Source organism: Nostoc sp. FACHB-190, assembly GCF_014696905.1.
Lineage (GTDB): Bacteria > Cyanobacteriota > Cyanobacteriia > Cyanobacteriales > Nostocaceae > Nostoc_B.
Genome location: NZ_JACJQW010000002.1, coordinates 228,289 through 249,799 on the forward strand (window position 1 = coordinate 228,289; position 21,511 = coordinate 249,799).

Below are 21,511 nucleotides of genomic sequence, written 5' to 3' on the forward strand. Positions count from 1 at the left end.
TCCCTAAATCTCATCTCGCCAAAAACGATTGCCTTCAGCATTTGCAGCGCGGATTCCCACTATAGTTGTCATGGTGGATGAACTCGCTGGTGATGGTGCAGGCGCACCCTTTGTGCGTAAGTTAGCAGAATGGTTGGAACAGCAATTTATTAAACCGTTTGAGACAAATCAATCTCCATTTAAAATTGTGCTGATTCTGGCTGATGCTTCACTCAGTAATGAAGTTGTGTTGGATAGCTTTTTGAACTCAGGCGATCGCGCTCCTGATAAAGTTTTAATTAGTCAAAGTCGAAGGGAAGAATCTTTTCGGGTGACAGGGACTTCTACTAAAATTGGCCCCAAAAAACACCCAACGCTACACGTCATGACAAATAGCTACCCCGCCAGTAAACTCACCATTGATTACAGTATTAGGTTGTCTCCTATTAAACCAGGACAAAATAGTGACGGTACAGAGCAGACAATTAGACAAGCAATTCGAGAAAAATCAGAAGAAGAGACCCTAACAAATGCCTACATAGAAATCAAGGATGGGTTAAACAAAGGTGCAGAGCAGCTAATTTTCTTCGCTCAGGATAAAGCTTTTTTACGTCAATTACAGGAAAAATTGACTACTGGTAAAGAAGCTCTCCTAAACAAAAAAGACGTAGAGGTTTTGGATCAAAGTGTATCACCCGATCAGCGATTGACATTAGTCAAGCCGCCACGACGGGATGAAGTTCGAGTTTTCCTGATGACTTCTTCAGGCGCAAGAGGTGTTTCCTTCCCAAAAACAGATTGCATCATCGCTGCAATTCCCCGATTTAATATTGAAGCCGCTTTAATGGAAGTCGCCCAATTAATTTACCGTGGTCGAGGAATGTATACACATCTAGAAACTGGAGAAGAAGTTTCTGGAGATAACAAAGCAAGACGGTTAGTTATGCTCATCAATGATTTCATCATTGAACGAGAGGATATCGACCCTAAAAGACTATGGTTGCGTCAGTCCAGTGATTTATTAACTTTGCTGGTAATGTTACGCTCTACAATTCTTACCCGCATTAAAGGCGATGCAGGACTGAATAAAAATAGAATTGCATTTGTACCCGTTGGCTCTGTTGGGGATGAAGAATTATTGCGTTTGATGTCTGATGATTTATTAGATTTCTTGCGTGAAGCCAAAGTTTTTATTAGCGATAGTCATCCTCAAGAAGCAAAAGCAATTGTTAAAAGGGCGGAACAGTTATCTACAAGCATCTTTAAACATTTCGATTTAAGAGGTCAATCATCCGAAAAAAATGCCAAGTCCTATGCAAATTATCAAACCTTACAAGCTTTAGTGAAAGCTGTGTCTAGGCTTCAGAGTTCTTTACTGCCATCTTTAGATCATGATGCACTAGAGATACCCGATAGTCTAACTTGTATAGGCCCTTTCTGGATAGAAGATTGGAGCGATCGCAAAACTGAAGAAATATTTAGTTTTGAAGCATGGAAATCTGATATTAAACAAAATAGCAGTCGTCTTTTAGGCTGTCTAAAAGAAATTGCTGAAAGTAAGAAATTCAAATTTCCATCAAAACTCAAACGTCCAGCTAACGAATTATATAAGCTCTTAAGTCGGGAACAAGAAGGATTTGTGATTGAATCTTCCACAATTCAAGCGTTGAAAACCAAAAACATAGTTATTGGCTTACCACTAGACTATCCCCATTTCTGGAACGAACAATCAGAAGATGATACCCGTCAACAAGTATTACAAGATCCGCAAGCTTGGAGAAGTGCGCTAGGACGTTCTTTAACTCCTCAAGGCTTAATCATTCCCGTAGTCCCTCACTATCGCACATTTCCTTGGGTAGCTGTGGCAGGTAGACGGATTTTTACACAATTAGAAACAGTGTTTAGCGATCGCTACTTTATGGCATCCAATGAACTCAATCTTCTCAATACCATTCTGCTAGAAGATGAAGCAGAGTAAAATTCTTAGACAATTGAGAAGAGTTGAATTTCAGGAGCAAGCATCTGTCTTTACAATTTATCAATGTCCCCTCGGCTAATTCTCAACCCCCGGTTGGCTTAATTGTGGCTTTGCACGGTTGGGGTGCTAATGCTGAGGATGTCGCATCTTTATTACCTTATTTCCAGTTACCGAATTACCAGTTTGTGTTTCCCAATGCACCTTATCCCCATCCTTATTCTGCTGTGGGTAAGGCGTGGTATGACTTGCGAATGGAAAATATGTATGAGGGTTTGCCAGAAAGTCGGCAATTACTCACTGACTTTTTGCAATCTTTAGAAAGCAGCACTGGCATACCTTTATCACGGACAATTTTGTGTGGCTTTTCGCAAGGTGGGGCGATGACTTTAGAAGTGGGTTTAAAGTTACCCCTGGCTGGTTTAGTGGTGATGAGTGGATATTTACATCCTGATGCAGTACCAACAGAACAGAAGGATATTCCGCCGACTTTAGTGATGCACGGTACTCAAGATGAAGTTGTGCCATTGCAAGCAGCCTTAAAAACGCGGGAAATCTTACAGTCTCTAGGCTTTACCGTTGATTACCGGGAATTTGAGGCGGGGCATGAAATTAATCTGCAAATGTTAGAAGCGTTACGAAATTTTGTTTTAAAGACAATTGGGTAGCGTTAAATACAAATTTTTTACAATTATGGTAAAAATCATGCAAATTTTTACGAAAGAAATGCCGTCTAATGAGTAATATAGATTGGGTGGTTGCGTCAAGCGCAACTTTACCCAAGCTGGATGCAAATGCTGCATAAGGGAGGGGCAAGCATTATGAAGACTCTAGGCATTTCCAGAAATGAAATTGCTGCCATGACCGCAGCAGATGTGGAAGACTTAGCTACGCGTCTGGAACTTGATAATTATAGCAATGCTTTTGAAGGTTTGAACGATTGGCATCTACTCCGAGCGATCGCCTTTCAGCGTCCAGAATTAGTTGAACCCTATATCTACCTCTTAGATTTAGAACCTTACGATGAAGCTTAGATAAAGTCTAAAGTATGAAGTATGAAATTAATTTCAGCCTTCATATTTTTTTCTGATGTCTAATCTTCAGTCCTCAAGCGAAAAACGTAACAACAGGGTTCTTGTTTGTGTAGGCGGCGGTATCGCCGCCTATAAAGTTTGTGAGGTGGTTTCGACGCTGTTTAAAGGTGGGGTAGAAGTTCGCGTTATTCTCACCCGTTCAGCGCAAGAATTTATTACACCTCTGACTTTAGCTACCCTCTCCCGTCATCCAGCTTATACAGATGATGATTTTTGGCAACCAACTCACTCCCGTCCGTTGCATATTGAGTTGGGAGAATGGGCAGATTTAATTGTAATTGCGCCTTTAACAGCGAATACATTGGCTAAGTTAACCTATGGGATGGCGGATAATTTGCTGACGAATACGGTGTTAGCTTCGACTTGTCCTGTATTGTTAGCGCCGGCGATGAATACGGATATGTGGGAACAGTTGACGGTGCAGCGTAATTGGCAGCAGTTGTTAACAGACAGCCGTTATCATGGGATGAGTACCGCATCGGGGTTACTGGCGTGCGATCGCATCGGTGCTGGTAGAATGGCGGAACCAGCAGAAATTGTCACCCGTGTTCAATCTTTGTTACATACTGGCGGTAAGCGAGATTTAGTTGGTAAACGCATCTTAATTAGTGCTGGGGGAACGCGAGAGTATCTTGACCCAGTAAGATTTATTGGTAATCCTTCTACGGGTAAGATGGGTTTGGCGTTGGCACAAGCCGCATTACATCGTGGTGCAAATGTGACTTTAGTACATGGTGTAGCTAGTTGGGATGTACCTTTGGGTGTGCAAGCTATACCTGTGATTTCAGCCGAGGAAATGCAGCAGGTAATGTTGGAATATTTACCGAATGCTGATTTGATTGTGATGTCAGCAGCTGTGGCTGATGTCAAGCCTAAAGATTATAGTACAGAGAAATTGCCCAAGCGATCGCTCCCCCAAGCTTTACCTCTAGAACCTGTACCTGATATTGTTGCCCAATTAGCCCAACTCAAGCAACCACATCAGTTATTAATTGGTTTTGCTGCACAGTCGGGAGATATCATCACACCTGCAAAGGAAAAGTTGCAGACTAAGAAATTAGATGTGATTGTTGCTAATCCTATAGATCAACCGGATAGTGGTTTTGGGAGTAACAACAATCAAGCCATATTTTTAGATGGGCAGAATCATCAGTTAGAAATTGCCCATTGTTCTAAGTTGGAAATGGCGCATCATCTATTTGATTTTGTGATGAGTCGAGATGCTTGATTTTTATCTGCGTCCATCTGCGTTCATCTGCGGTTAATTATTAAAATCTTTTACCTCACGCAAAGGCGCATACTTCGACTTACCTCGACTTCGCTCGGTACAAGTCGCTCAGTAAGCAAAGGCGCAAAGAGTTAGAGAAAGTTTGTTTAGTAAGCGGTTATTTTTTTGCTTGAATCACTTGTAAGCTACCGCCTGCATATAATTGCGTCTTCTCTACTTGGAAGCCAATTTCCTTTAATAACTCTGGTAAATCGGTTTTGATTAACTCCCAAGCTGTTTCTGTTTCAAATAATAGTAAAAACACTGAGACACCAGTCCAAAATATGGGATTATTCGGTGCATGAAAATCGACTAATGTAAACACACCGCCTGGTTTTAGGACTCGATAAACTTCTTGCAGAATTTGTCGTAATTGTGCAGTGTGCATTTCATGTAATGCGGCGCTGGTATGTACCACATCAAAAGAATTCTCCGCAAAGGGCATATTTTCAGCAAAGGCTTCTATATATGAGGCTTCCGGGACATTTTGTCTAGCCCTTTGCAAAGATTTTGGTGAGGCATCTAATCCTGTTACATTTTGTGACATTTTTACTAAAAACTGTGTAGATTGCCCACTACCACAACATAAATCTAATACCTGAGTATCTGAATGAATTGTTAAGCCTTGTAAGGCAAGTTGGCGAAAACGGCTTTCTCCACCGACGCTGATAGCTGCTACGCGGGAAATAGCATCATATAACCATTGATAGCGGTAACTTAAATCTCGTAAAATTGTGGCCATTGCACCGTTCCTGACTGTTAAGCTTTATATTTAATAAAGATATATTGTTAACATTAGTAAAAAATCTGAAAAGGTTGGGGGAAAATAACTGCTATGGGTCGTGTAGGCGTTTTATTACTCAATCTCGGTGGCCCCGATAAATTAGAGGACGTTGGGCCATTTTTGTTCAATTTATTTTCTGATCCCGAAATCATTCGCCTACCATTTCGCTGGTTGCAAAAGCCCTTAGCTTGGTTTATTGCCTCCCGGCGCGTGAAAACATCCCAAGAAAATTATAAACAAATTGGTGGTGGTTCTCCTTTGCGGCGAATTACAGAAGCCCAAGGAGAAGCTTTAAGAGAACAGTTGAGTGATTTGGGTAAAGAGGCTAACATCTATGTGGGTATGCGGTACTGGCATCCTTATACAGAAGAAGCGATCGCCCAGCTTACCCAAGATGAAATTGACAAACTGGTAATTCTGCCTCTTTATCCGCAATTTTCTATCAGTACCAGTGGTTCTAGCTTCCGGTTATTAGAAAAACTTTGGCAAGAAGACCCCAAACTGCAAAATCTTGAATACACCGTCATTCCTTCTTGGTATAAACAGCGTAACTACCTCAAAGCAATGGCGGAACTCATCGCCCAGGAAATAGACCAATGTCCTAACCCTGATGATGTACATATCTTCTTTAGCGCCCACGGTGTACCAAAAAGCTATGTAGAAGAAGCAGGCGACCCCTATCAGCAAGAAATTGAGGAATGCACATACTTAATTATGCAAACCCTCAACCGTCCGAATGCTCACACTTTGGCTTATCAAAGCCGTGTCGGCCCTGTAGAATGGCTACAACCTTATACAGAAGATGCGTTGAAGGAATTGGGCGCACAAGGCGTACAAGATATCGTGGTTGTACCCATCAGTTTTGTCTCCGAACACATCGAGACGCTGCAAGAAATTGACATTGAATATCGAGAAATCGCTGAAGAAGCCGGAATTCACAACTTCCGTCGCGCACCTGCACCCAATACTCACCCCGTATTTATTCGCGCCTTGGCTGATTTAGTCATTGAAGCACTGGAACAACCCAACTTCAAGCTGTCACAAGCAGCCCAAATGAAAAAAAGGGTGAAGATGTATCCCCCCGAAAGTTGGGAATGGGGTATGACTACCAGTGCAGAAGTTTGGAATGGTCGAATTGCGATGTTAGGTTTTATTGCTTTAATTATTGAGTTAGTGACTGGTCATGGTTTATTACACATGATTGGACTTTTGCAATAAGAAAGGGGCTGGGGGCTAGTACGGCTACGCGGAAGTCAAAAGTTAAAAGTTAAAAGTCAAAAAGCTTAGATCACAAGCTTTTAACTAACTTGAAATAGTATCTTTATTTCCGTCGTGTTGTACTAGAAAGGAATATTTTTTGGAAAGTCCTTTAATTCCTACTCCCTACTCCCTATTCACCACTCCCTAATTGACCATGTTTAAAACATTAGTTTTCTACGGTTCCTACAGGAGCGATCGCCAAGGCATTAAAGCTGCTAAATTCATAATTGATCAACTCCAGCACAGAAACCATGAGGTAATTTTTGTTGATGCTAAGGAATATGACTTTGGCATCTTAGACAGGATGTATAAGGAGTATGATCCTGGTCAGGCTCCCGCAAAGATGACAGAACTGGCAGAACATATCCGCACCGCCGATGGTTTTGTGGTGATTACCGGAGAATACAATCATTCCATTCAGCCAGGGTTGAGTAATCTGATGGATCATTATCTAGAAGAATACTACTTCCGTCCGGCGGGAATTGTTTCTTACTCGGCTGGTGGCTTTGGCGGAGTCCGCGCCGCTATACAGTTACGCTCGTTTCTAGGGGAGATGGGAATGGTAACTATTTCAACTATGTTTGCCATTTCTAAAATTGGCAACTCTTTAGATGAATCAGGTACTCCCCAAGAAGCAAGTTTAACCAAGAAATTTGGTCAATTTTTAGATGAATTGGAATGGTACGAAGAAGCGTTACAACGCCAACGCCGAGAAAAAGGCACTCCGTACTAATTGAGTGATTCCAAGTAAAATATCATAATGTTGCTGCTAATTCTTTTAAGCGCAGATGTCCGTCTCGAAATACTGACCAACCGTCTCCGACTAATACTGTTTCCACCTTGCTTAATTGTGCCAGTCTGCGGATAGAAGCGATCGCCGCTACTGGATCAAGTAACTTTTCTTTTGCCAAAGTAGTTAAACTCCCGGCTGTATGCGCCCGGATTAAATCACCCGTAATTAAGGTAGTCTCTTCTAATAGTAGTGCTAATTCGCCCGGAGTCTTGGAACCTTGGAGTTCAATAATCTTTAATCCAGGGACAAACTCATCACCATCAGACAACCAGCGATCGCAAGCTATCGGGAAAACCTCTTTTTCGGCTGCGGGGGCCGCAATTTTAGCATAAGTTTGCACAGCAATTTCCTTGGCGGATCTCACATGCTCCGAGTTTGTGAGTATAATCCAATCCACACCACCCAGAGATTCCAGATGATTCCAATCGTGGTTAGATAAAGCTACAGGGTCAATTAAGATATTGCCATCTGGACGAATCCAGGCAATCCCATTGAAATCAATATTTCTTGCAGGATTGAAAGTAGACCAGCCATATAAATCGGGACGATGTAGTGATTTCATAATGATTCTGGTACTTTACCTTCAATAAATAGTCAATTAAGTGGGTTGCATCAATAATGTATCAGTAATTTTGTCTGGAGTCCAAACTGAAATTGTATTTTAATCTGACTCACAAGCTGATTTGCTTTTAAGTTGCACACTCTAGTACAAGTCGGCGTAAATAATAAAGACCACGCTTTGACCATACAGTAGTTGAATCTCGACACTTCTCCTACCGGAGACGCTACGCGAACGACAAGCTCAGTGCATCGCTTCGCTCGACTACCGCGAAGCCGAAACTCAGTTACCATAAGGAATTGCTAAAAGGCTTGTAGTATCACTTTCTTTCTTTTTCTTTTTGACTCTTGACTTTTGCCTTGTTGTACTAGGAATCGAGACTGTCATTGGTCATTTTTTCCACTTTGATCAAACTACACCTGAATTATTTGTATGCAACAATTTAAGACTTTACTCCGCGTCCGTCACTATGAAATGGATGCTTTAGGGCATGTTAATAATGCCGTTTACCAAAACTATTTAGAACAAGCAGCCATCGAACACTCAGAATATCTCGGTGTAACTTTAGATGTTTATCGAGAGTTAGGTGGTGTTTTTGTGATGCGCCGGGTGGAAATTGACTATCTCCGGCCAGCAGTGGCAGGTGATACTCTAGAAGTGACCACCTGGTTAAAAGAAATGCGTGGTACCCGTGCTTTTCGATGCTATGAAATCCGCAAACAAAGCGAAGCTGATTTATTAGTCACTGCGGCAGCACTCTGGGTATGGGTAGATGCTAAAACCATGCGTCCAAAACCAATCCCTCACAAAATTTCTGATAAGTTTTTGCAACTTCAAAACTTAAGTGTGGCTGAATAATCAACCAAGAATGTATTTAGCAAAATTCAGCTTCTTGGGGAATTGGCTGGTATGTAATACTGATGTATCCAGGTTGAGCTTTGATACGTTCTATCCATTTTTGGATTGCGGGAAATCGGGATAAATCAAAACCACCTTCATCAGCTACATGGGTATAAGCAAACAAAGCAATATCAGCAATGGTATAGCGATTGCCAACAAAATACCAACGAGATTGCAGATGATTTTCCATCACTCTTAATGCGGCGTAACCGGATTCTTGCTTTTGTGCTAACGCCGCTTGATATTCTTGAGCTTTCCCTAAAATTGAAATCCAAAATCGTGATGTGGCAATATAAGGTTCATGACTATATTGTTCAAAAAATAACCATTGCAAAACCTGTGCTTTTAAGAAGCGATCGTAAGGTAAAAATTCTGTGTATTCGCTAAGATAAGCCAAAATGGCATTTGATTCTGTTAAGTATTTCCCTGGTTCAATTTCCAAAACAGGTATTTTGCCATTCGGATTTTTATTTAAGAAATCAGGTGTCCGACTTTCTCCCTTTAAGATATTCACCTCGATTCTGTCATAGGGAATACCCATTTGTGATAATAAAAGACGTACCTTATAGCCATTACCGGAGGGTAAAAAATCGTACAGACGTAGCGTTTCCATGCCAAAAAGATGATGAAGAGTATTAAGAGAAATGAGACTCTAAAATACAATATCTTACAAAATGTTTCGAGTTAAACAGGATAATTATTTTCCTTTTAAGCATCTTCATGAAAACTAGATTTATCTGAGAAAATAAAAAAACAATTATTGATTATTTCTAGTATTTATCAACTTTAAATGTGCAATTTAATTCCAGGGGAGAACTTAAAAATATGTGTGGAAGATTTACCTTAAATCAGTCAGCAGAGTCTCTCAGTAAGGCTTTCAATCTCCTACAAGTTCCCGATTTAGCTGCTCAATATAACATTGCACCTACACAAATGGTGCCAACAGTGCTACATCAACCCAGCAAAGAACAGTATGAATTTCAACAATTACGTTGGGGGTTGATTCCGAGTTGGGCAAAAGATGCAAAAATGGGAGTCAAGCTGATTAACGCCAGAGCCGAAACTGTATCAGAAAAACCAGCTTTTCGAGCAGCTTTCAAGCGCCGACGCTGCTTAGTCATAGCTGATGGCTTTTATGAGTGGCAAAAGCTACAAAGTAAAAAACAGCCATTTTATTTTCGCCTGCAAGATGAGAAACCCTTTGGTTTTGCAGGATTATGGGATGTATGGCACTCACCCGAAGGAGAAGAGATCGCTTCTTGTACAATTATCACTACAACAGCTAACGAATTGTTAGCACCAATCCATGAGCGAATGCCAGTCATTTTGGCACCAGAAGATTACGATTTGTGGCTAGATACACAAGTACAAGCACCCGAAAAACTTCAGCCACTGTTAGATCCTTATCCTGCGGAAGCAATGACAGCTTACCCCGTGGCCAATTTGGTCAACAAGCCCCAGCACAACAGTCCAGAATGTATTATGCCTCTTAGTGAGGAGAATGGCCTGCCAAATCAGTTAAATTAACTATTGAGTGCTGAGTGCTGAGTAAAAATACAAGCCTCTCTACCCTAATAAGGTGTATGCACCCAACCGTGAAACCCTGCAATTCCTAAAAGCATCTTTTGAGCTAGTAGCTGTACAACTATAGAGGCAGTTATGCCAAGAACACAGAAAAACGATAACTTTATTGACAAATCTTTTACAGTTATGGCGGATATCATTCTGAAGATTCTGCCAGCTAACAGAAAAGCTAAAGAAGCATTTGTTTATTACCGAGATGGGATGTCCGCCCAAGCAGAAGGCGAATATGCCGAAGCTTTGGAATATTATGAAGAAGCCCTCACCCTCGAAGAAGATCCCTACGATCGCAGTTATATTTTCTATAACATGGGGCTAATTTACGCTAGTAATGGTGATCATGAGAAAGCCTTAGAACTGTATCACCAAGCAATTGAAACTAACCCACGTCTGCCCCAAGCCTTAAATAACATCGCCGTAATTTATCATTACAAAGGCGAAAAAGCCAAAGAAGCTGGAGATAATGACGGTGGTGAAGCTTTGTTTGACCAAGCAGCCGATTATTGGATCAGAGCCATACGCATGGCTCCCAATAACTACATTGAAGCGCAAAACTGGCTAAAAACCACTGGCCGGATACAAATTGACGTATTCTTTTAGTTATTTGTCATTAGTCCTTTGTTATCTGTAAGGACTAACGACAAATCACCAATCACCCATGACAAATGACAATTTATGATTGATCGTGACCAAGTTCATAAAGTAGCTCTGCTGGCTCGGTTAGAATTAACACCAGCAGAAGAAGAGCAATTTACCACTCAGTTAGGAAACATTTTGGAATATGTAGAACAACTGAGTGAACTAGATGTGAGTGATGTGCTACCAACTACACGCGCAATTGATGTCAGCAACGTGACACGCGAGGATGAGTTACAACCGTATCCAGACAGAGATGCGATCCTCGATAGTGCGCCTGAGCAAGAAGGCGAATATTTCAAAGTCCCAAAAATCCTCAACAGCGAAGAGTAGTAATTACGAAGGCAAAAGGTAAAAGTAAAAAGAAAATTTTTGCCTTTTTACAACGCTCAGTCCTGAGTGCTGAGTGCTGAGTAAGAAGAAAGAGGAAGGAAGTACTTCTGCACTATGGTAAAAGCCCCGCCCGATGTTAAGCGGAATCCTATTACCGAGAGAAGGTTGATACCCCACCCCTGGCGATGCACTGAGCTTGTCGAAGTGTGGGTGGTCTTTTTAACTCAGCACTCAGCACTTTTAACTCAGCACTCTTCATTTTTGACCCTCCGAATTTTAGATTTTGGATTTAATCTAAAATCGCAAATCTAAAATCCAAAATTGGTTGACTTCTAAGGATTATAGTTACGGCATTCTGGCGCATTGGGATTTTCTCGACAGTATTCTTCAAAAGAAACTTTTGCCGAAACCATCGCTTCAGCTTTTTGATGGGCGGCTTCTGCTTGCAGTTCTTCCACCTCATCCCAAGCAGCAGCGCAGGCTTTAGAATAAGCACCATGTTGGGTACAAATAGCGCGAGCAGTTTCAACCGCTTTTTGAATTTTTTCGTCTAACCTGAGTGCTGTTGGGGCTTCGATAAAATTACTCTTGGTCAAAATATCTGTAATTGAGATAATACCTAACAGCTTGCCTTGAATAACTGGCGCTCTGCGAATACCAGTATTGGCAAACAACCGCGCTACATATTCGACACTTAACTCAGGATTAACGACAATACAGGGTTTGCTCATAATTTCATAAACCCGTACTAGCTTTGGGTCTTTACCGTAGGCTATTACCTTATAGACAATATCTGTTTCGCTAACCATACCATAGGCATCATTATCATAGCGACGATCTACAACCAAGGCACGCAAGTTATGGTCTTTCATCAGCCGGACGGCTTCAGCAACAGTGGCAGAACCGCGAATGGTAATTACATCCTTGGTCATGATATCTTCAGCTTTCATCATTGCTGTAGTCTCCTGGTAAATAGCATAGGAGGAGGGGAGATAGGGAAAGCAGAGGGAGCAGAGGAGTAGCGGAGCAGAAGGATAATTAGCTAATTTTTTCTTCCCTATTCCCCACTCCCCACTCCCTACTCCCTATTCTCTATTCCCCATTCGCTACCACAAAGTTAGTGCAGGTTGGAATTTATGATGTTATCGAAAGTGACCGAAGCTCACTATGTCGGCATAATGATTTTGTGAAAGTATGAAGTGGGGGAACTCTAGTATGAAATTTTATACTTAAACCTGCATTTTTTATCCGTAATCAGGCTAGGATGATCACAGCATCATCCAACTACGGCTGCAACTGTTTTGCTGTAAGTTTGCACCCAGGTATACCGTCTGCCAGTAAATTCTGAGACTCTGCTATGTCAAATCGTCATTATCCACCCGCTTACTTACGTTATCTCAAAGCTAGGTTATGGAATTTTAGCAAGCCTGCTTTTTGGGGAACAGCGATTTTTTTATCAGTGCTAGGGCTAGTAATTCGAGAATACTGGACTAACCCAGATGCGTTTACTGGCAAACAAGACGGCGAAGCCACAGCACAACAAGCTGATAATTCTTCTTTGTCGGATGAAGATAAAGCGATCGCAGCTGATATTGATAACTTACCAGTTCTGTATAATGATACTGACCAAGCAAGCACTCAAGTAATTACCAGTTCCTCTACAGATAACTCTAAACCGAAAAAAGGTAAAGATTTTTTACAGGATGTAATTAACAAGCAAAAATCTTCTAAGAATACTAAATCAATTCCCAACTTAGAAACCAGTGGTGGTACATCTGGATTTGATAGTAAAAATCCTTTTGTTGCTCAAACTGAAAGTTTATTAAAGTTTGGCATCCAAAATAGTAGCGGTAATCAGTTGTTAAATTCTTCCTCTCAACCACAAGAGACAACCAATAACCCTTATGCAGTGGGAACCAGTACCACCCAGCCACCAAACAATCCCTACAACTCTATTACCTCTTCAACAACCACTCTTCCACCCTCAACTAACCAAACAACACCGTCTAATATTAATAGTGCAACCACCAATCCCGGCAATAGCTTTGGTCAAACTCCATACACCGGGCTTTCGCAGAATTTATCGAACGTTAACGGCACAACTACAAATTTCAGCAATAATTCCGGTATAACTTCCTATACTTCCCTTCCCCAAAGTGTACCGACAAATACGCAGAATTTCCTCCCTAACACCAGTTTAAATAGTGGGACAAGTTACATCCAGCCAACTGTAACCAGTCAGCCAACAAATTATTATAACGGTGTCAACACTGCCCAGCCTTTGACTAATTCAGTACCATCAATAAACACAACACAACCTATTAATTCAGTTGCACCAACTACCACTACACCCACTACTGTACAGAATTCCTCTGCATATATTGTGACACCATCGGCTCCTGCCAGTTATCAAGACAACCGCTATTTTAGGGGTTTACCAGTTCAAATACCTTCTAATACTTCCATTCCCGGACAGTATACAGGTGGTGTGCAAGGAAATCCCTATGGTTATTAAGTTTTTGACCAAATTGGGATAGATAGTATGATTTAAGATTCTGGAAAGTAAACCAAAATCTTAAATCTAAACACCAAAATTGGTATGAGACCTTATCACCATATCCCCATTGTTGAATGCGGTGAACCACTGGTAGAAATTCCTTTGCATCTGTTTGCGGTGGAGTCTCCCCATCCTTATGAAAAGTTAGGCGCTATTTATGGGGAATATTCGCCTTATTATCTCCGCCAAAGTGTTGTAGACAATTTAATCAAAGCTCAAAATTATTTAGAATTGCTGCATCCTCATTGGCATATTCAAATTTTTGATGGTTATCGTCCGGTGACTGTACAGCAGTTTATGGTCGATTATAGCTTCGGGACGGCGTTACAAGACAGGGGACTGATAGAAGCTGAGTTATCGCCAACCCAACGCCAAGAAATTTGGGAGGCGGTGTATCAAATTTGGGCGGTTCCGAGTCTGGATGAAAAAACGCCGCCGCCTCATAGTACCGGGGCTGCGGTAGATGTGACATTAGTTGATGATGCAGGGCTAATAGTAGATATGGGTTCGCCGATTGATGAGTTGTCAGAGCGATCGCATCCCGATTACTATGCTCATCATCCCCACCCCCAAGCACAAAAATATCATACCCACCGTCAGCTATTAAATGATGTCATGTTAAAAGCTGGCTTTCAACGCAATCCTAGAGAATGGTGGCACTTTTGTTTTGGGGATCAAATGTGGGCATGGCTGAATAATCAAGCAAATCCCGCTAAGAACTTTACAGCGCGTTATGGTCGAATTCTGTAACCAAGTTCTGAGTGCTGAGTAGTCATTGATATATTCTCCCTTATCTCCCTTGTCTTCCCGTATCCTCTCAAAAGTCATGATGCTACTAAAATTTTACAGACAATCATTGCCCAAAATCGGCATACTGAAATAAGGAGAGCAGTGCAAACAGCTCCCTGCTTTCCAAAATGTGAAGGTGTAAAGTAAAAATGAGACGTAAATCTACTGGTAGATCAGCCACAACATCTAAACCACCGGCTTTTCAGCCTTCTCTGTTCAACCTCACCACGATCGCTGTTTTGGGAGGTGTGCTAGTTTTAGGTATTGGCATTGGCATTGCTTTTAGCTCCACAACTACATTAACGCCCTCCAACGTAGCTTCGCGGGAGTTTATTGATACAAAAGCCCCCAACCCAGAGATTTGCGTACAATACGGCGCTAGTGCAATGGTGATGGATGCGAGATTATTTGTCACACTCAACCCATTTAACGTTTATGTTGCTCAACCAAGTATGCGTCCTGGATGTGTGTTACGGCAAAATAACTGGGCAATTTTAGAACAACGCAAACTTGTTACTTCTGATCAAGTCAGAGAATGTAAAAATCGTCTGAATACCTTTGGTTTTACAGGTAGTTTAGATAGCGAAAAACCTGATATTAGATGTATTTATCAAAACGAAGCAGCACAAAACTTCTTCACATCTCAACCAGGTGCAGTTGCATCGCCTCAAGAAACAGATAGATTTTAAGAGAGGCTAGGGGCTGGTATTTTTACTCAGCACTCAGCACTCAGCACTCAGCACTTTTAACTTATGGCTTGGGAAGAGGTTGTCCAAACTCAATCACTGGGATTTGGACTTCATTAGATTGATAATTTGGTGTGCTTGGTGTTGTAGGGACGGGAAAATTAGGGTTGGCTAGGGGTGGAATATTATTCGCATTACTAGGTTGATTAGGAAAGTTTGCTGGAGGTAGAACTGAGCCTTGGATTTGATAGGGGTTACTGGGTGTGGGGGGAGGTACTGTGATGTAAGGTTGCTGTTGGTTATTAGAAATGGGCGGTAATGTACTTGGTAACTGTAGATAATTAGAGTTGGAATTTAAATTAGTAGGTGTTGGCGGATAGTAGTTATGAGAAGCTGGCGGTAGACTGTTAATACTAGGTTGTCTGTTAGTGGGTTGAATTGAGAGATTTGTACTAGAAGTAAAAGGACGCAATACCCAGTGTGTGGGGTTGTATCTAGATACAGGTTGTAGTTTTACCTGATTGATGTCTAGATAAATTCCATCTGCTAAATCTAAAACAATCCGAGTTATGTTGGCGTTCAATTGGGAAACTCGGACTCGTTGAATTGCGCCAGAATAACTTTGCTTGGTTGCAACATAACCCAATTTAGTATCTGGCAAGTCAATAACCAGACGTGGAGGTTGGGAAAGATAGAAATATTGCGGCTTTGTTGCTGCTGATAATATAAATTCCAGTTGTGCTGCTTCTGGATAAAATCGCCAATCGTTCAATTTAGCGATTTGTGCCGCATGAGTACTAGGAGTTTCTAAAGAAATTGCTGTGTAAAATCCCAGCAAACTGATGCTAACTCCCTGACTCCATAATAAAAACCATTTAGGTTTTCGGTTTGTATACATTATTTGATTCCTTTGCAACCAGGATATTGATGTTGGGAGGGTGTCACAGCACTTTTGAAATAAGTGAGGTACACCATGAGTAATAAGTATGACTTACGCAACTGGCATATTTTTTCTGTAGGGTGTGTGACGCAATGAGAAGATTTGAACGTAGTTATAAGATTTCTAGCGTCACGCACCAACCGCCAATTGTGACACTTACGTAAGTCCTGATAAGTCAATTTTTGACTCATTACTCATTACTTTTTCCAATCAGTTGCCATACCTCATAAACATCGAATCTGCTGTATCTACCCTTTCACCAGTCCAAATCTTAATTTTTAATTTTCGTGTCTAACTTCACTTCCATAATTTACCCATATTTCAATGTGAATTTACTTTTTGTGACTTTTCTGGGGTTGATTGTTTAGCCGCAGTGAATCTCAAAGTTTGAGGAATGCCATTGACTGTGAATTGACCTGTAATTTTATCTTGATCTATCAGCTGTATTTGCATAGCGATCGCCTGACTTGAGTTAGTCTGAGAGTTGGAATCAAGACACAGAATTTTTGGATCAACTTTGCCAGAAAAACTGATCTGTTGATTTTTCAAGATACCTGTCAGTGAAGCTTGTTCAGCCTCTGCATTGGGATTAACTGGTACTAAAGAGGCATTCAAGTAAATACCTGATTGTTGCACATTTAATACCAGAGAATTTGCGGTTTCACAACTGGGTAATTTTGTCGCCAGAGTTAGAAGGTAGCGGCCATCAACTACAGGAGGGGCTTTGAGATTGCTTTCTCCATAGGCGGTGACGGTTTTAAACAACAGTAACACTGAACCTATGGCTACTCCGTAGAAGGTTAAAGATTTAACATTCAAATGATTCATCTGTTTAACTTGTGGAAATCCAAAATCTAAAATTGCGTGACTGTTGATTCTTGGTTGCTAATTTCTGGGAGAACAGAAGCCAAATGGGATGTAACTTGGCTGTGACGGCGGGTAATGAGTAGGGAAGAACGACATTGAATAGCTAAAGCATCTGTATATCTGCCTAGGGTTTGACGTTCAATTCCCCAAACGCGGCTAGTACCAGCAATTGTCAGGTCAACTGCTTCGGAAGCTTCTACTACAGCTTGAATTGGCTCTGGAGATTCGACTGTTTTAATTTCGATGCGATCGCGTACACTAGCTGGTAATTGCTCTATCATTTTGTGCAGTTCATAACTCAACTCTTCTTGATGTTGGTTATCTCCTAGTACTTGTAAAATTCGCAACATACAGGTGTCACGGTTCAGCAAGAGCCTCAAAGCTAAAATCAAGGCTAAATCATCATGGATATTGGCTGAGTAAGGCACTAATAAATTTTCTAACCGCTCTGCACCCCGGTCTACAAACACAGCCACATCCACTGGTGCAGTACTCAGAATTTGACCAACTCGACCACCTAAGCGATTATTACTAAAAGCTGGACGGTGCCATCCCACCAGAATTAAATCAGGTTGCTCAATTTTGGCTATTTGGGCAGTTTCTCGCGCTACATTGCTCGATATGCGAATGATGGGATGTATATGAGAACGAGCTATTGGCGGTTCTAAGGTATTAATCAATTCTTCGAGTTCCAGGCGACGCTGAAGAATTAATCGTTCTGCTTCCACTGGGGTACTCTCAAAAGCATAATCTTCTTGCAATTCAATTAAGCTGAGAGGATTGACAACAGCAGGTTGTTTGTAATTCAGCGCCAGTGCTACTGCCAACTGTACCAAACCTTTTTGGGTGCTGGGATTTGCCACCGGGACTAAAATTCGATAATTAGGAGCAGATTCAACAACAGTAGCAGTTTCAGCAGATGTTTCTGCTTCTAAGTCTGGTTCAACAACATCTAATTTAATTAGGCGTTTTGGATATGTCCACTCCAGTAGCGGCGAAGTCATAAATGTTGTTACCAATGCCATAATCACCAGCATGGTAAAGACTAGGGGCGAAATTACTTTTAACTCTAAACCGATATTCAGAACAATGAGTTCTGTTAAACCGCGAGTATTCATTAACCAACCAAGAGCTGAGGCTTCGCGTTTATTAATTCCACTTACACGAGCAGCGACATAAGTGCCAATATACTTGCCTGCGATCGCCACTAGCAACACCAAGCCACACAATAACCACAAATCAGGACGGTTTAATAAACCAATCTGTGTCCGCAAACCACTGTAGGCAAAAAATATTGGTAGCAGAAATATCAAAACAAAATCTTCAGTTTTGACGGCTAATTCTCGCACTAAATCTGCATTCTTGGGCATGGCGGCTCCCAATAAAAACGCACCAAAAATCAAATGAATCCCAATTAGTTCGGTGATGAGTGCAGAACCAACTACCGCCATATAAATTACAGCTAAAAGTAACTGGCTTAAGCGTCCAGTCCGGCGGTAGTAAGTTGCTAATCGTTTCAGAAACCAGCGCCCCAGCGTCAGCATAAAGCCAATGTAGACTATGCTTTCAATAATGGTGGGTATAGCACCAAAAAAGTTACCAGTACGTGCTACTGCGATCGCTACTGCTAAAATACACCAGGCTGTCACATCATCTACGGCTGCACAAGTTAATGCTAGGGTTCCTAAGCGTGTTCCCTGCAAGTTATTTTCTGTAATAATTCGCGCCAATACCGGAAAAGCAGTAATTGACATTGCTGCACCTAAAAATAAGGCAAAAGCAGTAAACGAAACACCAGCATTAGAAACCAGAGGATACAGCAGTAAAGATAAAACAGTCGCCAGAGAAAACGGCACAATGATGCTGACGTTTGAGGTAAGAATTGCTGCTTGTAAGTTTCCACTAAGATATTTAGGATTAAGTTCTAACCCAATCAAAAACATGAAAAATATTAATCCCACCTGAGATAAAACATTAAGAAACGGAATTGTTTCTGGCGGGAACAAACTAGCTGCTAGATGGGGGGCAACCAATCCAAATAAAGATGGGCCAAGCATAATCCCGGCAACAATCTCACCAATTACCAAAGGTTGCTTAATTGATTTGAATGCCAGACCTATGAGCCGGGACATTCCAATAACAATCAGCACCTCGATGAGAACGAGAATAACTGTGTGCATGGTTTCCTCTGAATAACTATCTGGTTTCCCTAAGATGATTCTTGAAACAATGGGAAATTGTCAACCTAATTCATCATATTCCATGTAACTTTATGCTCTATTTCGATGTTAATTGTTGTTACAACATAGTTATAGAAATCAAGGGTGAATTGGTTAAATTTATGGGATATTCAGAGAATAATTAGCAAAAATCCAGGATAAATATTAATAAATAATTAACAATTGCTAGTTATATCTTTTGTGTTAACGCCTAAGCGTTGATTAACGCAGTTAACAATTTTAAATTAAATTTTCTCTGGAGAATTACTTAATATTAATGTGTTTGAGATAGTGGAAATTACTGGCAATTACTGATTTATAGCATTCCTAAATCATTCGTGAACCAAAAGATCCCTGACTTCTTCAAGAAGTCAGGGATCTGCTTGTTTCTGACGAATTCATTGATAAAAATTGGCGTGAGTTAAACAATTATGGCTTTTAAATTGACTCCGCCGATACATTTATCTCAATTGGTATTCTGGTTGAGCATGATAGGGTGCTAAAGCATCCCATTTCAACACATCATCTAACAAAGCTTGGTAGCCTAATGTATTGGGATGTAAACCATCAGCATTCATTCTTTGGCGTAACCAAGTTTCACCGCGTCCTATCCATTGGTCAAAAATATCCAAGTAAGGAATTTGACGTTGTTGACAAGCTAGGCGCGTGGCTTCTTTATAACGGTGTTGGTCAGTATGATTGAAATAAAAACAATCCAAAAATGGCATTTTAGTTTCATCTACGGGTGTCATACCCACAAATAAAACTGGACAAAGTTGCTGCGCCAAGTCTAGTAAATGGGCAATATCGGCTTCAAAGGTGGCAAAATCTGTGTAATTTTTGCCATTGGGACGACCTAACCGCGCTGAATCATTCACCCCAACTGAAAGAATAATTAAATCAGGAACGCGATTACGGAGTTCGCCACGATGACGAAATTCTACTTCTAGTCTTTGGGCTACTTGTTGTGTGCGATCGCCTCTGACACCTAAATTATATAAAACATGACCAGCACTACTAGGCAACATCCACCATCGCCGCAGTTGTTCTACCCAACCACCACGTTCAGGATCACCAAAACCGTAAACTATGCTGTCTCCAAGAGCGACAATCTTCAAAGACTGACATTGATTAGGGGCTAAAGACAGTTGCATTGAAGAAAGAGCTTGTAATGTTTGCATCTTAAAAAAGACTATATTTTATATCTTTACAAGATTCTATACATTTCTACACTATTCCAGCGTATCTTTTTTGTCATGCGTGCTGCAATGTTGACTTTTCTGAATGTTTTACCGACTATCTGTTAGACGCTAACTTATCAGCGACACGGGTTGTTTCTGGTAATCTGTACTTTGGTGTACAGCGCAATACATAATCAATTGCTGTGGTTAAGCTAATTTTGTGACCACTAGAAATATACAAAGGTTTAACCCCAAAGCTCGTCCGTAACACTGCACCAATGGTTTCACCTTGATGTATGAGCGGTTGCCAACTACCTCTGGTTTCTGGCAATTCTTGATGCTTGCCAATGAACAGTGATTTAGCTACACCAATTGTCGGCATATCTAAAATTACCCCCAGATGGCTGGCTATACCAAATCTGCGGGGATGGGCAATACCTTGTCCATCACAGAGAATAATATCCGGTACTGTTTGAATTTTTGCTAAAGCATCCAGTACAGCCGGAATTTCTCGAAAAGAAAGAAACCCAGGAATGTAAGGAAATGAAGTCGGACGATGCGCCAAGGCTGTTTCTACAACTTTTAAATCAGGGAAACTCAGCACGGCTACAGCAGCACGGCTAATTGTACCCTCCTCTGTAAAACCCATATCGACACCAGCAACATAACTGATGGTTTCGGGAAGTTGATCTTCTGTAATTACTTGTTCGCGCAAACTTTCTTGAATGGTGATAGCTTCCTCTAGGGTTTGAGGCCAAGTATGGAGTTGATAAATCTTCATAATCTCTGAAGAGAAAAATTTAGTTAAATAGGTGCTATCGCTAATTTACTCTTTTCTGCTAATTCTCTATCTCCCCTCGACATCATCATCAAATCAGATTCCTTGATAAATACCACCAGCTAATCTGGCAATTACGCCACATCACCGCCAAATAAACCTAATAAACCGTTAAATTTAGTGATATTTTACCACTCTACCTACAGGTTGATATTCTCTCTCACTCAGAAGCGATCAACTTCACTCTCCAGGTCGATCCCAAAGTAGGATGATTCAACGTAAATATAAGATAGGTGAAATTCGCTAGAGAAATGATTGTGAAATAACTAAAAA

At 41.1% G+C, this 21,511-nt stretch carries 22 protein-coding genes; 13 read left to right on the forward strand and 9 right to left on the reverse strand.

Annotation, left to right across the window (positions count from 1 at the left end; genetic code table 11):
- Positions 1-28 precede the first annotated feature (28 nt).
- The 4 genes from H6G28_RS03985 (at position 29) to coaBC (ending at position 4,276) form a co-directional block, all read left to right on the forward strand.
- A complete protein-coding gene (locus H6G28_RS03985) occupies positions 29-1,957 on the forward strand; it encodes a helicase-related protein (RefSeq protein ID WP_190669111.1) in 1,929 nt (642 codons plus the stop codon).
- 23 nt (positions 1,958-1,980) lie between these two features.
- Complete coding sequence (locus tag H6G28_RS03990) at positions 1,981-2,622, forward strand: alpha/beta hydrolase (protein ID WP_190669113.1); 642 nt, start codon at positions 1,981-1,983, stop codon at positions 2,620-2,622.
- A 153-nt stretch (positions 2,623-2,775) separates the two neighbouring features.
- Entirely contained in the window at positions 2,776-2,988 is a 213-nt protein-coding gene (gene isiD, locus H6G28_RS03995; protein ID WP_062297109.1) for a protein IsiD, read from the forward strand.
- Positions 2,989-3,043: 55 nt separating this feature from the next.
- On the forward strand, positions 3,044-4,276 hold the full coding sequence (gene coaBC, locus H6G28_RS04000; RefSeq protein ID WP_190669115.1) for a bifunctional phosphopantothenoylcysteine decarboxylase/phosphopantothenate--cysteine ligase CoaBC: 1,233 nt from the start codon (positions 3,044-3,046) through the stop codon (positions 4,274-4,276).
- A gap of 157 nt (positions 4,277-4,433) precedes the next feature.
- Here the strand turns inward: coaBC and H6G28_RS04005 are convergent, their stop codons facing one another.
- Positions 4,434-5,057 carry a class I SAM-dependent methyltransferase gene (locus H6G28_RS04005; RefSeq protein ID WP_190669117.1) on the reverse strand — a complete coding sequence of 208 codons (624 nt, stop codon included), beginning with the start codon at positions 5,055-5,057 and terminating at the stop codon, positions 4,434-4,436.
- A gap of 93 nt (positions 5,058-5,150) precedes the next feature.
- Here H6G28_RS04005 and hemH point away from each other — a divergent pair, with 93 nt between their 5' ends.
- Positions 5,151-6,317, forward strand: a complete 1,167-nt coding sequence (gene hemH, locus H6G28_RS04010; protein WP_190669118.1) for a ferrochelatase — start codon at positions 5,151-5,153, stop codon at positions 6,315-6,317.
- Between the two features lie 196 nt (positions 6,318-6,513).
- Positions 6,514-7,092: an NADPH-dependent FMN reductase gene (locus H6G28_RS04015; RefSeq protein WP_190669121.1), complete on the forward strand. Its 579-nt coding sequence runs from the start codon at positions 6,514-6,516 to the stop codon at positions 7,090-7,092.
- A gap of 22 nt (positions 7,093-7,114) precedes the next feature.
- Here the strand turns inward: H6G28_RS04015 and H6G28_RS04020 are convergent, their stop codons facing one another.
- The gene (locus tag H6G28_RS04020) at positions 7,115-7,714 is read right to left on the reverse strand and encodes an MBL fold metallo-hydrolase (protein ID WP_190669123.1); all 600 of its coding nucleotides are present in this window, start codon (positions 7,712-7,714) and stop codon (positions 7,115-7,117) included.
- A gap of 429 nt (positions 7,715-8,143) precedes the next feature.
- On the opposite strand from H6G28_RS04020, the gene H6G28_RS04025 reads away from it, so the two are divergent.
- On the forward strand, positions 8,144-8,569 hold the full coding sequence (locus tag H6G28_RS04025; protein ID WP_190590335.1) for an acyl-CoA thioesterase: 426 nt from the start codon (positions 8,144-8,146) through the stop codon (positions 8,567-8,569).
- A gap of 16 nt (positions 8,570-8,585) precedes the next feature.
- On the opposite strand, the gene H6G28_RS04030 is transcribed toward H6G28_RS04025, so the two are convergent.
- A complete protein-coding gene (locus H6G28_RS04030; protein ID WP_190669125.1) occupies positions 8,586-9,224 on the reverse strand; it encodes a glutathione S-transferase family protein in 639 nt (212 codons plus the stop codon).
- 212 nt (positions 9,225-9,436) lie between these two features.
- Here H6G28_RS04030 and H6G28_RS04035 point away from each other — a divergent pair, with 212 nt between their 5' ends.
- The 3 genes from H6G28_RS04035 (at position 9,437) to gatC (ending at position 11,161) form a co-directional block, all read left to right on the forward strand.
- On the forward strand, positions 9,437-10,138 hold the full coding sequence (locus H6G28_RS04035) for an SOS response-associated peptidase (RefSeq protein WP_190590337.1): 702 nt from the start codon (positions 9,437-9,439) through the stop codon (positions 10,136-10,138).
- 132 nt (positions 10,139-10,270) lie between these two features.
- Positions 10,271-10,792 carry a photosystem I assembly protein Ycf3 gene (locus H6G28_RS04040; protein ID WP_190590338.1) on the forward strand — a complete coding sequence of 174 codons (522 nt, stop codon included), beginning with the start codon at positions 10,271-10,273 and terminating at the stop codon, positions 10,790-10,792.
- Positions 10,793-10,867: 75 nt separating this feature from the next.
- On the forward strand, positions 10,868-11,161 hold the full coding sequence (gene gatC, locus H6G28_RS04045) for an Asp-tRNA(Asn)/Glu-tRNA(Gln) amidotransferase subunit GatC (protein ID WP_190590339.1): 294 nt from the start codon (positions 10,868-10,870) through the stop codon (positions 11,159-11,161).
- 332 nt (positions 11,162-11,493) lie between these two features.
- Here the strand turns inward: gatC and H6G28_RS04050 are convergent, their stop codons facing one another.
- Positions 11,494-12,114: a CBS domain-containing protein gene (locus H6G28_RS04050; protein ID WP_190590340.1), complete on the reverse strand. Its 621-nt coding sequence runs from the start codon at positions 12,112-12,114 to the stop codon at positions 11,494-11,496.
- A 404-nt stretch (positions 12,115-12,518) separates the two neighbouring features.
- Here H6G28_RS04050 and H6G28_RS04055 point away from each other — a divergent pair, with 404 nt between their 5' ends.
- From H6G28_RS04055 to H6G28_RS04065, 3 genes are all read left to right on the forward strand, one after another.
- On the forward strand, positions 12,519-13,676 hold the full coding sequence (locus tag H6G28_RS04055) for a hypothetical protein (protein ID WP_190669127.1): 1,158 nt from the start codon (positions 12,519-12,521) through the stop codon (positions 13,674-13,676).
- An 84-nt stretch (positions 13,677-13,760) separates the two neighbouring features.
- A complete protein-coding gene (locus H6G28_RS04060; RefSeq protein ID WP_190669129.1) occupies positions 13,761-14,468 on the forward strand; it encodes a M15 family metallopeptidase in 708 nt (235 codons plus the stop codon).
- Positions 14,469-14,656: 188 nt separating this feature from the next.
- Positions 14,657-15,196: a DUF3172 domain-containing protein gene (locus H6G28_RS04065; RefSeq protein ID WP_190590343.1), complete on the forward strand. Its 540-nt coding sequence runs from the start codon at positions 14,657-14,659 to the stop codon at positions 15,194-15,196.
- Positions 15,197-15,257: 61 nt separating this feature from the next.
- Here H6G28_RS04065 and H6G28_RS04070 read toward each other — a convergent pair whose 3' ends face one another.
- The 5 genes from H6G28_RS04070 to nfi all read right to left on the reverse strand — a co-directional run bounded on the left by H6G28_RS04070 (position 15,258) and on the right by nfi (position 21,181).
- Entirely contained in the window at positions 15,258-16,091 is an 834-nt protein-coding gene (locus H6G28_RS04070; RefSeq protein WP_190669131.1) for an AMIN domain-containing protein, read from the reverse strand.
- 363 nt (positions 16,092-16,454) lie between these two features.
- On the reverse strand, positions 16,455-16,961 hold the full coding sequence (locus tag H6G28_RS04075; protein ID WP_190590345.1) for a hypothetical protein: 507 nt from the start codon (positions 16,959-16,961) through the stop codon (positions 16,455-16,457).
- A gap of 26 nt (positions 16,962-16,987) precedes the next feature.
- Positions 16,988-19,180, reverse strand: a complete 2,193-nt coding sequence (locus H6G28_RS04080; RefSeq protein WP_190669133.1) for a cation:proton antiporter — start codon at positions 19,178-19,180, stop codon at positions 16,988-16,990.
- 500 nt (positions 19,181-19,680) lie between these two features.
- Positions 19,681-20,400: a GDSL-type esterase/lipase family protein gene (locus tag H6G28_RS04085; RefSeq protein ID WP_190590347.1), complete on the reverse strand. Its 720-nt coding sequence runs from the start codon at positions 20,398-20,400 to the stop codon at positions 19,681-19,683.
- A 115-nt stretch (positions 20,401-20,515) separates the two neighbouring features.
- Complete coding sequence (nfi, locus tag H6G28_RS04090; protein WP_190590348.1) at positions 20,516-21,181, reverse strand: deoxyribonuclease V; 666 nt, start codon at positions 21,179-21,181, stop codon at positions 20,516-20,518.
- Positions 21,182-21,511: the final 330 nt, after the last annotated feature.